The following is a 13228-nucleotide window of genomic DNA, read 5'->3' as shown; positions in this document are numbered from 1 at the left end:
GATGCTCATGGCGACTCCGCTTGTTCGTTTTCCCGCTGATCGCCACGGATAGGCCGCATGCGACTGAAAAGCATCAAACTCGCCGGCTTCAAGTCCTTCGTCGATCCCACCACGGTCAGCTTCCCCAGCAACATGGCGGCGGTGGTCGGCCCGAACGGCTGCGGCAAATCCAACATCATCGACGCCGTGCGCTGGGTCATGGGCGAAAGCTCGGCGAAGAACCTGCGCGGCGAGTCGATGACCGACGTCATCTTCAATGGCTCCAACACCCGCAAGCCGGTGACCCAGGCGAGCATCGAGCTGATCTTCGACAATTCCGATGGCACGCTTACCGGCGAGTACGCCGCCTTTGCCGAAATCTCCATCCGCCGTCGCGTCACCCGTGACTCGCAGAACACCTACTTTCTCAACGGGGTGAAGTGTCGGCGCCGCGACATCACCGACATCTTCCTCGGCACCGGGCTCGGACCGCGCAGCTATTCGATCATCGAGCAGGGCATGATCTCCAAGCTGATCGAGGCCAAGCCGGAGGATCTGCGCAACTTCATCGAAGAGGCGGCCGGCATCTCCAAGTACAAGGAGCGCCGGCGCGAAACCGAGAATCGCATCCGCCGCACTCACGAGAACCTGGCGCGCCTGACCGACCTGCGCGAAGAGCTGGAACGCCAGCTCGAACGCCTGCACCGTCAGGCGCAGTCGGCGGAGAAGTATCAGGAATACAAGGCCGAAGAGCGCCAGCTCAAGGCGCAGCTGTCGGCACTTCGTTGGCAGGCCTTGAACGAGCAGGTGGGCCAGCGCGAGCAGGTCATCGGTGATCAGGAGGTCGCCTTCGAAGCGCTGGTGGCCGAACAGCGCAGCGCTGATGCGAGCATCGAGCGCCTGCGGGACGGTCACCATGAGCTGTCCGAACGGTTCAATCAGGTGCAGGGTCGCTTCTATTCGGTCGGCGGCGACATCGCGCGCGTCGAGCAGAGCATCCAGCATGGGCAGCAGCGCCTGCGACAGTTGCAGGACGATCTGCGTGAGGCGGAACAGGCGCGCCTTGAGACCGAGTCGCACCTAGGCCACGACCGCACGCTGCTGGCCACGCTCGGCGAGGAGCTGGCGATGCTCGAGCCGGAACAGGAGCTGTCCGGCGCCGCTGCCGAAGAGTCCGCCGCCCAGCTGGAAGAAGCCGAAGCCGCCATGCAGGCCTGGCAGGAACAGTGGGAGCGCTTCAACCAGCACAGCGCCGAGCCGCGCCGCGCCGCGGAAGTGCAGCAATCGCGCATCCAGCAGCTGGAGCAGAGCCTGGAACGCCTGGCCGAGCGTCAACGCCGTCTGGATGACGAGCGTGCGTTGCTGGCGGCCGACCCGGAAGATGTCGCGATCCTTGAATTGGATGAGCAGCTTGCGGCCAGTGAGCTCGAGCTCGAAGCATTCGCCGCGGCGGGCGAAGCGCTCAATGAACGTCTTGAACAGCTTCGTGAAGAGTTGCAGCTGGCGACCCGAACCCAGCAGCAGGCGCAAGGTGAACTGCAGCGCCTGAATGGGCGAATCGCGTCGCTGGAGGCGTTGCAGCAGGCGGCGATGGAGCCGGGCAAGGGCGTCGCTGAATGGTTGCGCGAACAGGGGCTGGAGCAGCGCCCACGCCTGGCCGATGGGCTGCGGGTCGAGCCAGGCTGGGAACTGGCCGTGGAAACCGTGTTGGGCGCGGATCTGCAGGCGGTGCTGCTGGATGATTTCGCCGAGGTCGAGCTTGCGGGCTTCCAGCAGGGCGAGCTAAATCTGGCCAACGCGTCGCGTGGCGGCGTCCGCTGCCCTGGCAGTCTGCTGGAACGGGTCGAATCGGCGCAGGATCTTTCGCCATGGCTGGGCCGCGTGCGGCCGGTCGAATCGCTGGAGCAGGCACTGGCCGCGCGCGCGTCGCTGGCGGAGGGCGAGAGTGTGGTCAGCCGCGATGGCTATTGGGTCGGCCGGCATTTTCTGCGTGTGCGTCGCGCGAGCGAGGCGGAGTCCGGCGTACTGGCGCGCGGTCAGGAGCTGCAGCGCTTGCTGGCCGAGCGTGACGAGCGCGAAGCGAGCCTGGCGACGATGGAGGACCGCATCGCCGTGCTGGGCGGCGAGCAGTCCCGTCTGGAAGGCGAGCGCGAACAGCAGCGTCGTCAGCAACAGGAAGAAGCACGCAAGCATGGCGACCTCAAGGCCAAGCTGTCGGCCGGCCAGGCACGCCTGGAACAGCTGGCGCTGCGCCGTCGTCGGCTGGACGAGGAGCTGGCCGAGCAGCAGGAGCAGCGCGAGATCGAGACCGAACAGCTGGGCGAAGCGCGCCTGCAGCTGCAGGAAGCGCTGGAAGCGATGGCGCAGGATACCGAGCAGCGCGAGACGCTGCTGGCCAGCCGCGACGGCATCCGTGAGCGGCTCGATCGTATTCGCCAGGAGGCGCGGCAGCATAAGGATCATGCCCATCAGCTGGCGTTGCGGGTCGGTTCGCTCAGGGCGCAGCACGAGTCGACTCGCCAGGCTCTGGAGCGGTTGGAACAGCAGTTCGAGCGCGCCATCGAGCGCCGCGAGCAGCTGACGCTGAACCTGGAGGAGGGTGAGGCACCGCTGGAAGAGCTGCGCATGAAGCTCGAAGAGCTGCTGGAGCGGCGCATGGGCGTCGAGGACGAGCTCAAGGATGCGCGTCTGGCGCTGGAAGACGCCGATCGCGAACTGCGCGATGCGGAGAAACGCCGTACCCAGGCCGAACAACAGGCGCAGCTGCTTCGGGGGCAACTGGAGCAACAGCGCCTGGGCTGGCAAGAACTGAGCGTCCGGCGCAAGGCGCTGCAGGATCAGCTGCACGAGGACGGCTACGACCTGCATGGCGTGCTCGCCACGCTTCCCGGCGAAGCCAGCGAGCAGGCCTGGGAAGCGGAGTTGGAGCGATTGGCTCAGCGTATCCAGCGTCTGGGGCCGATCAACCTGGCGGCGATCGACGAATACCAGCAGCAGTCCGAACGCAAGCGCTATCTCGATGCGCAGAACGACGACCTCGTCGAAGCGCTGGACACGCTGGAAAACGTCATCCGCAAGATCGACCGTGAAACCCGCAACCGCTTCAAGGAAACCTTCGACCAGATCAACAGTGGCCTGCAGGCGCTCTTTCCGAAAGTGTTCGGCGGCGGCAATGCTTATCTGGAACTTACCGGAGAAGATTTACTCGATACCGGGGTGGCGATCATGGCGCGTCCGCCCGGAAAGAAGAACAGCACCATTCACCTGCTTTCCGGTGGCGAAAAGGCATTGACTGCGCTGGCGCTGGTATTTGCGATCTTCCAGCTAAACCCGGCGCCGTTCTGCATGCTGGATGAAGTCGATGCGCCACTGGACGACGCCAACGTCGGCCGTTATGCACGACTGGTCAAGGAAATGTCGGAGAAAGTGCAGTTCATCTACATCACCCACAACAAGATCGCCATGGAAATGGCCGATCAGCTCATGGGTGTGACGATGCATGAAGCGGGTTGTTCACGGTTGGTAGCAGTCGATGTCGAACAGGCTGTGGCACTGGCCGAAGCATGAGGATTAAGCCGCGCATTTGAGCGTTTTTGATACTGAAGAGCCCATAAAAAGAGAACTACCGCACGGTGCAAATCTACCGTTCGTCGTGCTAGCTTAGGGCACAATTTTCACGATGCGCTGAGAGCAGTCCCAGGTGACCGCTTGTTGCGTCTTTATCATCGAATTCAGAGGTTAATGCATTAATGGATATCGGTCTGCGCGAGTGGCTGATCGTCATCGGCATCATCGTCATTGCCGGCATTTTGTTCGACGGCTGGCGTCGCATGCGCGGTGGCAAGGGCAAGCTGAAATTCAAGCTGGACCGCAGCCTTTCCAACCTTCCTGATGTCGATGATTCCACCGAGCTGTTAGGGCCGGCTCGCGTGGTGGATCGTGAGCATGAGCCTTCGCTGGACGAAGCCGACATGCCGCCGGTGAGCGCCCGCCAGTCTGGTCGCGACGCGGGCAAGAAGCGCCGGCATAGCGAGCCTTACCAGGGCGATCTGCAACTGAGCACTGACGAGCCTGTGCCGACCCTGCTGGATCCGGTCGTCGGCGACGCGGACGATGCCGAGGCGCAGCCGGCGAAAGAGCAGGCACCGGTGGAAGAAGTGCTGGTCATCAACGTCATTTGCCGCGATCCGCACGGCTTCCGTGGCCCGGCATTGCTGCAGAACATCCTGGAAAGCGGTCTGCGCTTCGGTGAGATGGACATCTTCCACCGCCACGAAAGCATGGCCGGGAATGGTGAGGTGCTGTTCTCCATGGCCAATGCGGTCAAGCCCGGTACCTTCGATCTGGACGATATCGATCACTTCACCACGCCGGCCGTGAGCTTCTTCCTTGGTCTGCCGGGGCCGCGTCATCCCAAGCAGGCCTTCGATGTCATGGTCGCCGCGGCGCGCAAGCTGTCCCAGGAGCTCAACGGCGAGCTGAAGGACGACCAGCGCAGCGTGCTGACCGCCCAGACCATCGAACACTACCGCCAGCGCATCGTCGAGTTCGAACGCCGACAGATGACCATCAAGCAACGCTGATAATTCACCGCGCCGGGCCCTCGCGCCCGGTGCTGCGTTTGATTGGGCAGGCTCGCTTTCACTGGCCTGCCGCTTCGCTCTGCAGACTGTCGTAGGGTGGGCTTCAGCCCACCGGCACTTCGCTTCAGCGCATCGTCACGCAACGCTGCCTGCCCAGTCCGACCCCAGCCAACAGAACCCGCAGACCTGCCTTCGGACTCGCATTCGGCTAGAATCCGACGCCTTCCATATCAACCAAGGCGCGCTGATGCGGTCTGAATCAGCACAGCCCCAGTCACGGCTCCGTCCCTATGCCTTCCGCCCAAACCGCCGCCGAGCGCATCGCCGAACTGCGCAGCGAAATTGACGCCCACAACTACCGCTACTACGTGCTCGACGAACCCAGCGTTCCCGATGCCGAGTACGACCGTCTGTTCAATGAGCTCAAGGCGCTCGAGGCGGAGCACCCGGAGCTGGTGACACCCGAGTCGCCAACCCAGAGGGTCGGTGGCGCGGCGCTGGCGGCGTTCGGTCAGGTGCGCCACGAAGTGCCGATGCTGAGTCTGGGCAATGCCTTCGAGGAGCAGGATCTGCTCGATTTCGACCGCCGCGTGCGCGAAGGGCTGGATCTGCCGGCGGGCGACCTGTTCGGCGATGACGCTGTGGTCGAGTACAGCTGCGAACCCAAACTGGATGGTCTGGCGGTCAGCCTGCTTTATGAGAACGGTCATCTGGTGCGCGGCGCCACCCGGGGCGATGGCAGCACGGGTGAGGACATCAGCGCCAACGTGCGCACCGTACGCAACATTCCATTGAAGCTGCATGGCAGTGGCTGGCCTGCGGTACTCGAGGTGCGCGGCGAGATCTACATGCCGAAGGCCGGCTTCGAAGCGCTCAACGCGCGACAGCTGGAAAGCGGCGGCAAACCCTTCGCCAATCCTCGCAACGCCGCTGCTGGAAGCCTGCGTCAGTTGGATTCGAAGATCACTGCCAGCCGTCCGCTCGAACTGTGTGCCTACGGCGTCGGCCGCAGCGACGGCGAACTGCCTGACACGCACATCGGTATTCTCCAGGCCTTGAAAGGTTGGGGTCTGCCCATCAGCCGTGAGCTGAAACTGGCCAAGGGCGTTGCCGAGTGCCGCGCCTATTACGACGCCATCGGTGAAAAGCGCGACGCGCTGCCTTACGAAATCGACGGTGTGGTGTTCAAGGTCAACGCAGTCGCGCAGCAGCGTGAGCTGGGCTTCCGTGCGCGCGAGCCGCGCTGGGCCATCGCCCACAAATTTCCCGCGCGGGAGGAAATCACCGAACTGCTCGATGTGGAATTCCAGGTCGGCCGTACCGGCGCGATCACCCCGGTCGCCCGGTTGAAGCCGGTGCAGGTGGCGGGCGTTACGGTTTCCAACGCGACGCTGCACAACATGGACGAAGTGGCGCGCCTGGGCGTGATGATCGGCGATACGGTGATCGTGCGCCGCGCCGGTGATGTCATTCCGCAGATTCTCGGCGTAATCGCCGAGCGTCGCCCGACCGATGCCCGCGCCGTGCATGTGCCGGAGCAGTGCCCGGTGTGCGGCTCTGCCGTGGAGCGTACCCAGCTGATCAAGCGCAGCAAGGGCCGTGAATCGGTGAGCGAAGGCTCGATCTACCGTTGCGTCGGTCGTCTGGCCTGCCAGGCGCAGCTTAAGCAGGCGATCATCCATTTCGTATCGCGCCGAGCGATGGATATCGACGGCCTGGGTGACAAGATCGTCGAGCAGCTGGTCGACAGGGGGTTGGTCAAATCGCCGGCGGATCTCTACTGCCTGACCCATGATCAGGTCATCGACCTGGAAGGTTTCGCCGAAATATCCACGCGTAACCTGATCAACGCAATCGATGCCAGCCGCAAACCGAGTCTCGCAAGGTTCGTCTACGCCCTCGGCATCCCAGACGTCGGTGAGGAAACCGCCAAGTTGCTTGCGCGGGCGCTGGGCTCTCTGGATCGAATCGGCCGCGCGCTGCCCGACGTGCTCGTCTACCTGCCCGACGTTGGGCTGGAAGTCGCTCATGAAATCCATAGCTTCTTCGAGGACGAACATAACCGCACGGTCATCGCGCTGCTGCGCGAACGCGGCGTGGAACCACAGGGGGAGGGCGACGTACATCCCGAATTCGCCGCATGCGCGACGCTGGCTGACCTGCTCGACCGGCTCAACATCCCCTATATCGCCCGCACCGGTGCGCAGCGTCTGGCAGAGCGTTTCGGCAGCCTGGACGCGATCATCGCCGCCGACTGGCTCGATCTGCGCCAGGTTGAACGGCTTAACGAAAAGGCTGCGCGCTCACTGCGCGACTATTTCGACAAACCTGGTAACGCCGAGCGCGCCCGTGCTATCGAAGCCCAGCTGCGGGATTTCGGTATGCACTGGGAGAGCGAGCGGAAAGCCGCCGAAGGCCTGCCGCTGGCCGGGCAGACCTGGGTACTGACCGGCACGCTGGAAACCATGAGTCGTGATGAAGGCAAGGCGCGGCTGGAGGCTTTGGGGGCAAAGGTCGCCGGGTCCGTATCCGCCAAAACCAACTGCGTAGTAGCGGGCCCAGGCGCGGGCTCGAAGCTCACCAAAGCCAACGAGCTCGGCGTGACGGTGCTCGACGAAGCGCAATTCCTCGAACGTCTCGCACAGCTTGGTTCATAGCACGTCAGCAACGCCTCATCCCAGCGAGCTTCGCTGTCATACCCGCTCCCCAAATGTTTCCACCGAATCTGTGGGGGCGGCCTTGGCCGGGACGCGCCAGCAAAGCTCACCAGCAGTGAGTGAGCTCCCTTTGACTCCAGGTCAGGGAAACGGCCTCAGCCATCCCCTAAAGTTTTCCCCGCTTCACCCGAAAAGCTAGTCAAGCAAGTCCGCAGTATGGATGTGCTGGCGTAGCGTTGGAGCGGTACCGGGCTCAGAAAAAGTTCGAATCTGCCCTAAAGCCAACCCAAACGGCGCCGATAAGCTAATCGAATGCGAACTCAATGGGTGCCTGGGCACAAGCCGGCCCGGAGTCGCAAGCTCAGGCAAACCCTAAGTAACCCAGCGCCTTTGGAGGCACATCATGGCTCTTACCGTCAATACCAACATTGCTTCGCTGAACACCCAGCGCAACCTCAGCAATTCTTCCAGTGCGCTGCAAACGTCCATGCAGCGTCTGTCCACCGGTAGCCGTATCAACAGCGCCAAGGACGATGCTGCCGGCCTGCAGATTTCGAATCGCCTGACCAGCCAGATAAGCGGCTTGGGTGTAGCCGTCCGTAACGCGAATGACGGTATCTCTCTCGCCCAGACCGCCGAGGGAGCGCTGCAGCAGTCGACCAACATTCTTCAGCGTATGCGTGATTTGTCCCTCCAGTCAGCTAACGGGTCTAATGACCAGACGGATCGCCAGGCTTTGCAGAAGGAGGTGTCGCAGCTTCAGAGTGAACTGACGCGAATTTCCGAGACTACGGTTTTTGGTGGGCGAAAGTTGCTTGATGGAACCTTTTCAAACGTCGGCTTTCAAGTTGGTGCTAATTCATTTGAAGCGATCAGTTTTAGTATCGCGTCTGCCGATGCCTCCAAGCTGGGCAAAGAGGTAAAAACTGCAGACGCAACGTTCGCTAGCCTGGCCACCGATAACATGGCTGCTGCGAGTACATCTGCCGAATCCGCCGTCAAAGAGCAAACCTTGACTGTCACGGCTGATGGCAAATCTTATGACGCAAAGGTCGCCAAAGGAGCGTCTGCAGAAAGCATTGCCGAATCGTTGACCGACGTTACTTTTGGTAAGCTCCAAGCTACTGCCCAGACAGCGGTACAAGTCGGCAGCGCAGGCGTTAATGATGTTGGTGACTCGATGTCTGTTTCGATTAACGGATACTCGTTAGGTGCCATTACAGGTGCGGCCGATGGCACCGAATTCGCCGCGGCGCTAGTTGCTAAAATTAACCAGGCGGTCACTGACGGGAACCTCCCATCTACTATGACCGCTGTAGTCGATGGTACCGACGACACTAAGGTCAACCTGGTAGACACAGCCGGCGGAAACATCGCAATCAAGTTTGAGTCTAGCGCAGACGCTGGAACGGCAGCTGCTCTGTCTCTTGAGGTTGATAACTTTACTGGTAAGGTGGACGCCGATAATTTGGCTACGGCCGATGCCTCGCTCCTTGGTGGTACGGTCACCCTGGATTCAGCCAACGAAGGCACTGTTGTTACCGGGGTGCTGGATTTCAAAACCACCGCTGAATCAGTGTCGCTGCACTCTTCAGATACTACTGGCGGAATTACTACCGCTTCGAAAGCAACGGACGACGTAGCGACTAGATCGAATATTGCTAATGAGTTTAAGACGGTGTTGGCAATCGATGTAACTACGGCTGCAGGGGCGCAGCAGGCGATTGATGTGCTTGATGCATCCATCGCATCGATTGACTCCCAGCGTTCGGATTTGGGCGCGGTGCAGAATCGCTTCGACAACACGATCGCCAACCTGCAAAACATCTCCGAGAACGTTTCCGCCGCTCGCGGCCGTATCCAGGACACCGACTTCGCCGCCGAAACCGCGAATCTGAGCAAGAACCAGATTCTGCAACAGGCCGGCACCGCGATCCTGGCCCAGGCCAAGCAGTTGCCGCAGGCTGTTCTCAGCCTGCTGCAGTAAGCGGGGCTCACCGATGGGGTGGTTAATTCCACCCCATCGATTCATTGAGAGGTGAATCATGGACGTCGCAAGAGCAGCGAGTGCCACGCTTGCGTCATCCTCGTCGAGCAATGCGATGCCCAGCTTTCGTCAGGAAGCTGGGCTTTCGTCGTTGCAGGGCGAAGGTGGCTCTGGCAAGGCGCCACAGAAAGTAAAAGTAGATGTAAACGAAGCAGTAGAGCGAATTCGCACGCAGGTGCAGACTTTGCAGCGCGATTTGAACTTCAGCGTGGATGATTCCACCGGTCAGGTTGTAGTGCAGGTGCTGGACGGCGACTCGGGCAAAGTGGTACGGCAGATTCCATCCGAGGATATTCTCCGTCTGGCAGAGCGTTTGGATGAGATGCGTAGCCTATTGTTCGAGGCTAAGGCTTAGCGGCACGTTTCTTGTTTAATGTTTGATCGAATACGGTCGTGTGGTTTATTTGACGAGGTGCAACTATGGCAGGCGTATCAGGCATCGGTTCCGGCATCGACATCGATAGTATCGTTGCGAGTATGGTTGCCGCTGAGCGTGCTCCGAAGGAAAGCCAGCTTGCAACCCTCGAGAAAAAGACCACTACGCAAATCACAGCGGTTGGCGCCCTTAAGGGCGCAATAAGTGATTTCCAGACCGCGCTGGGCGCTTTGAACAAGCCGGACCTGTTCCAGGCGCGCTCGTCCACCTCCAGCAAGTCCGACCTCGTGGGCGTTACGGCGGCAACCACCGCAGGAGCAGGCAGCTACCAGTTGGAAGTCAAGTCACTGGCGAGCAGCAGCAAAGTGGCGTTGCAACCGTTCACCAATACGGCCGAGACACCCGCTACCTTTGGCGGCGGCACGCTGACTTTCAAGATCGGCGACAAGAACCTTTCGGTTGTTGTTGATGAGGCCAACAACACGCTGGCGGGTATTCGCGATGCGATCAATGTGGGTGGCAAGGATATCGGGCTGACTGCCACTATTGTCACTGATGATGCGGGGGCGCGACTGGTACTTAGCAGTGCCAGTACCGGGGCAGGTGAAGATATAACTGTCGAGGGCAAAACAACGAATGCCGGGCTGGGAAGTCGTTTATTGGAAGCGCTGAGTTTTGATGGGTCCATCGCCGAGCCGGATCCAAGCGATGAGGCTGCAATGGCCTTGTACCGAGAAGGCCCCATGACCCTTTCCAAGGCGCAAAGCGCGCAGATTTCTGTTGATGGTCTGTTGATTACCAGTAAGACCAATAAGGTCGAAGGCGCCATCGAGGGTGTCACGCTCGATCTCAAGGCCAAGACCATTGCCAACGAGCCGCTGACCGTGACCGTTGCTGAAGATAAGGCGGGGGTCAAAAAACAGATCCAGTCCTTTGTCGACAGCTACAACAAACTGATCGGTGTGATTAACGCACAGACCAAGGTCACGTCTGTAGGCGAGGGCAAAGCGCCCGTAACAGGCGCATTGGTGGGCGATGCCACGGCGCGCACCTTGCTCAACACGATTCGCAACGAGCTGGTTAACGTGCAGGGTGATGGTGCACTGCGTGCGCTGACCGATATTGGTATCACCACACAGAAGGATGGCACGCTCGCCATTGACAGCGCCAAGCTGGACAAGGCGATGGCCAGTAACTTCGGCGAATTGTCGGGCCTGTTCACGGGTGACAAGGGATTGGCTTCCAGGCTCGACGCGAAGCTGAAGCCATACACCGAGACCGGCGGAATACTCGAGCAGCGCAACAAGGCAATGACCGAGACGATCGCCAAGATAGATGATCAGAAGGAGACGCTCACCCGTCGCATCACCTCGCTTCAGGAGCGACTGTACAAGCAGTTCAATGCCATGGATCTGCTGGTGGGGCAGTTGTCCAATACGTCGTCGAGTTTGTTGGCTTCGCTGGAAAATCTGCCGTGGGCCGCAAGCAACTCGAAGAAGTAAGCCAAATTGCTTTTATTAAAAAACCGCCGTTAGGCGGTTTTTTGTTTTCCGTACGTACTCAAGTCCTGCGCTACATGACCGATAAACAGGTATGTGAAATCGATGTGGCAAGGGGCTCATCCAGATGAATGCTATGGCAGCAATGCGGCAATACCAGCAGGTTGGCGTAAAAACCCAGGTTACCGAGGCCGACCCGCATCGCCTGATTCAGATGCTGATGCAAGGCGGTTTGGATCGTATCGCTCAGGCCAAAGGTGCAATGGAGCGTGAGGCTTTCGCTGAGAAGGGTGTGCTGATCGGCAAGGCCATCAATATCATCGGTGGGCTGCGTGATGCGCTGGATCAGGATGTTGGTGGCGAGCTGGCGGCCAACCTTGATCGCCTGTACGAGTACATGACGATGCGCTTGTTCGAAGCGAGTCGGCACAACGATGTCGACAAGCTGAACGAAGTCGGCAAGCTATTGGGTGAGATAAAGCTGGCATGGGATCAGATAGCGCCCAAGGGTTGATTTATCTTCCGCTGATGCGGTTGCTTACAGTGTTGCCGAGAAAATTATGCCGTTAAAGAAGCAAGCCTTTGCCAGTTTGGCGCAAAAGCTCCGCAGTGCGCTGGATGCGGGTGAGTGGGAAACGGTCCGCTCGCTAGACGAAGAGTGCGGCACGCTGGTGGCATCATTGTCCGACGAAGACGCAACTGATGCTGGGCTGCGCGCGGAAATCGATGCGATGGCGACTCTGTATGAAGAGCTTCAGCTGACGGGGCGCGCTGAGCGTGAGCGGCTGGCCGCGGAGCTGACCAAGCTGAATCAGGCCAAGCAGGTTAGCCGTGCCTACAAGCCGTTAGGCTAGGCGCCCGTCACGCTGGATGCTCCGCGCGGCGCAGAGCTGGGCGGTACCGAGGGTGCGTGGAGTAGGGTGGATGACGCTTCGCTCATCCACCGCGAACCCACCGTCTCAGGGAGTGCTCGCTACGTCTCAGCGGTACTCGCACAGATACGCGGTGTCTACCTTGACCTTCAACTGAAATTTGCTGTTCGCCGGTACGGTGAACTGGCTGCCGCTGGCAAAGGTTTCCCAGGCATCGCTACCCGGCAGTTTCACGTCCAGGCTGCCAGCAACTACGTGCATGACTTCCAGTTGCGCAGTGCCGAATTCGTATTCACCTGGCGCCATGACGCCGATCGTGGCAGGGCCTTCAGCCATGTCGAACGCGATGGATTTGACGGTGCCGTCGAAGTACTCGTTTACCTTGAACATTTTGGGTGCCTTTGCAGGATTGGAAAAGGGGCGCCAGTATGCCCAAGCGCCCGGGCTGGCGTCACCTGGCATGCATGCTAGCTGCGGAATATGAAGTACACGGCGCCGATCAGGCAAAGCCCTGCCCATAGATAATCCAGCTTCAATGGCTGCTGCATGTACAGCACGCTGAACGGAACGAACACCATCAGGGTGATTACCTCCTGCATGATCTTCAGCTGGCCAACCGACAGCTCGGTATAGCCAATGCGGTTTGCTGGCACCATCAGCATGTACTCGAAGAAGGCGATGCCCCAGCTGATCAATGCGGTGATAAGCCAGGGTTTACCGTTCAGGCTTTTCAGGTGGCCGTACCAGGCGAAGGTCATGAACAGGTTGGAGCAGCAGAGCAGGGCGGCGGTTTGCAACCAGACGGGCATGATGGTTGTGGGCTCGAAATGATGACGCGCTAGGGTATTTCCAAGCGTTTTCGGCTGCAATGATGCATCTGGTGCGTAAGCTTCAGCCGGATTATTATCGCGCCCGTTTTTTCACTGAGTGGCAGTTTTATGGATTGTCGCCCCGGTTGTGGCGCCTGCTGCATCGCGCCTTCCATCAGTTCTCCTATACCCGGCATGCCGTACGGTAAGCGCGCGGGGGAGCGGTGCGTGCAGTTGACCGCTGATTTTCTTTGTTCGCTGTTTGGAGACCCGCGGCGGCCAGTTGTCTGTTCTGCGTTCTCGGCCGATCCTGCTTGCTGCGGCAATGACGGGGAGGAGGCGATTCGTCTGTTGGGCTGGCTTGAGCAGGCAACAGCGTAGCGGTACGCCAGTTACGGCTTTCGTT

At 60.2% G+C, this 13228-nt stretch carries 11 protein-coding genes; 9 read left to right on the top strand and 2 right to left on the bottom strand.

The annotated features are described in order from the left end of the window. Positions 1 to 57: 57 nt before the first annotated feature. From smc to NAO55_RS16920, 8 genes are all read left to right on the top strand, one after another. The gene (gene smc, locus NAO55_RS16955; RefSeq protein ID WP_102841294.1) at positions 58 to 3546 is read left to right on the top strand and encodes a chromosome segregation protein SMC; all 3489 of its coding nucleotides are present in this window, start codon (positions 58 to 60) and stop codon (positions 3544 to 3546) included. 182 nt (positions 3547 to 3728) lie between these two features. Next, positions 3729 to 4562, top strand: a complete 834-nt coding sequence (gene zipA, locus NAO55_RS16950; RefSeq protein ID WP_102841293.1) for a cell division protein ZipA — start codon at positions 3729 to 3731, stop codon at positions 4560 to 4562. Between the two features lie 290 nt (positions 4563 to 4852). Further along, positions 4853 to 7219, top strand: coding sequence for an NAD-dependent DNA ligase LigA (gene ligA, locus NAO55_RS16945; RefSeq protein ID WP_102841292.1), 2367 nt, complete (start codon positions 4853 to 4855; stop codon positions 7217 to 7219). Positions 7220 to 7622: 403 nt separating this feature from the next. After that, the gene (locus NAO55_RS16940) at positions 7623 to 9206 is read left to right on the top strand and encodes a flagellin (RefSeq protein ID WP_102841291.1); all 1584 of its coding nucleotides are present in this window, start codon (positions 7623 to 7625) and stop codon (positions 9204 to 9206) included. A gap of 115 nt (positions 9207 to 9321) precedes the next feature. Next, positions 9322 to 9621 carry a flagellar protein FlaG gene (locus tag NAO55_RS16935; protein WP_102841290.1) on the top strand — a complete coding sequence of 100 codons (300 nt, stop codon included), beginning with the start codon at positions 9322 to 9324 and terminating at the stop codon, positions 9619 to 9621. A gap of 65 nt (positions 9622 to 9686) precedes the next feature. Further along, positions 9687 to 11144 (top strand): flagellar filament capping protein FliD, encoded by a 1458-nt coding sequence (gene fliD / locus NAO55_RS16930; protein ID WP_102841289.1) that lies wholly within the window; start codon positions 9687 to 9689, stop codon positions 11142 to 11144. Between the two features lie 124 nt (positions 11145 to 11268). Further along, on the top strand, positions 11269 to 11655 hold the full coding sequence (fliS, locus tag NAO55_RS16925) for a flagellar export chaperone FliS (RefSeq protein WP_102841288.1): 387 nt from the start codon (positions 11269 to 11271) through the stop codon (positions 11653 to 11655). 46 nt (positions 11656 to 11701) lie between these two features. Further along, positions 11702 to 11995: a flagellar protein FliT gene (locus NAO55_RS16920; protein ID WP_102841287.1), complete on the top strand. Its 294-nt coding sequence runs from the start codon at positions 11702 to 11704 to the stop codon at positions 11993 to 11995. A gap of 126 nt (positions 11996 to 12121) precedes the next feature. On the opposite strand, the gene ppnP is transcribed toward NAO55_RS16920, so the two are convergent. Both ppnP and NAO55_RS16910 read right to left on the bottom strand, forming a co-directional pair. Then, positions 12122 to 12403, bottom strand: coding sequence for a pyrimidine/purine nucleoside phosphorylase (gene ppnP / locus NAO55_RS16915; protein WP_102841286.1), 282 nt, complete (start codon positions 12401 to 12403; stop codon positions 12122 to 12124). Between the two features lie 77 nt (positions 12404 to 12480). Next, on the bottom strand, positions 12481 to 12822 hold the full coding sequence (locus NAO55_RS16910; protein ID WP_102841285.1) for a DMT family protein: 342 nt from the start codon (positions 12820 to 12822) through the stop codon (positions 12481 to 12483). A gap of 129 nt (positions 12823 to 12951) precedes the next feature. Here NAO55_RS16910 and NAO55_RS16905 point away from each other — a divergent pair, with 129 nt between their 5' ends. Continuing rightward, positions 12952 to 13203 carry a YkgJ family cysteine cluster protein gene (locus NAO55_RS16905; protein ID WP_088137583.1) on the top strand — a complete coding sequence of 84 codons (252 nt, stop codon included), beginning with the start codon at positions 12952 to 12954 and terminating at the stop codon, positions 13201 to 13203. Positions 13204 to 13228 lie beyond the last annotated feature (25 nt).

This window comes from Stutzerimonas frequens (assembly GCF_024448335.1).
GTDB lineage: Bacteria > Pseudomonadota > Gammaproteobacteria > Pseudomonadales > Pseudomonadaceae > Stutzerimonas > Stutzerimonas frequens.
The sequence above is the reverse complement of the archived record's forward strand: the minus strand, read 5'-3'. Positions and strand labels throughout refer to the sequence as shown.

Coding starts and splice junctions, on each gene's coding strand:
- smc (WP_102841294.1), top strand. CDS start 58: ATGCGACTGAAAAGCATCAAACTCGCCGGCTTCAAGTCCTTCGTCGAT.
- zipA (WP_102841293.1), top strand. CDS start 3,729: ATGGATATCGGTCTGCGCGAGTGGCTGATCGTCATCGGCATCATCGTC.
- ligA (WP_102841292.1), top strand. CDS start 4,853: ATGCCTTCCGCCCAAACCGCCGCCGAGCGCATCGCCGAACTGCGCAGC.
- NAO55_RS16940 (WP_102841291.1), top strand. CDS start 7,623: ATGGCTCTTACCGTCAATACCAACATTGCTTCGCTGAACACCCAGCGC.
- NAO55_RS16935 (WP_102841290.1), top strand. CDS start 9,322: ATGCCCAGCTTTCGTCAGGAAGCTGGGCTTTCGTCGTTGCAGGGCGAA.
- fliD (WP_102841289.1), top strand. CDS start 9,687: ATGGCAGGCGTATCAGGCATCGGTTCCGGCATCGACATCGATAGTATC.
- fliS (WP_102841288.1), top strand. CDS start 11,269: ATGAATGCTATGGCAGCAATGCGGCAATACCAGCAGGTTGGCGTAAAA.
- NAO55_RS16920 (WP_102841287.1), top strand. CDS start 11,702: ATGCCGTTAAAGAAGCAAGCCTTTGCCAGTTTGGCGCAAAAGCTCCGC.
- ppnP (WP_102841286.1), bottom strand. CDS start 12,403: ATGTTCAAGGTAAACGAGTACTTCGACGGCACCGTCAAATCCATCGCG.
- NAO55_RS16910 (WP_102841285.1), bottom strand. CDS start 12,822: ATGCCCGTCTGGTTGCAAACCGCCGCCCTGCTCTGCTGCTCCAACCTG.
- NAO55_RS16905 (WP_088137583.1), top strand. CDS start 12,952: ATGGATTGTCGCCCCGGTTGTGGCGCCTGCTGCATCGCGCCTTCCATC.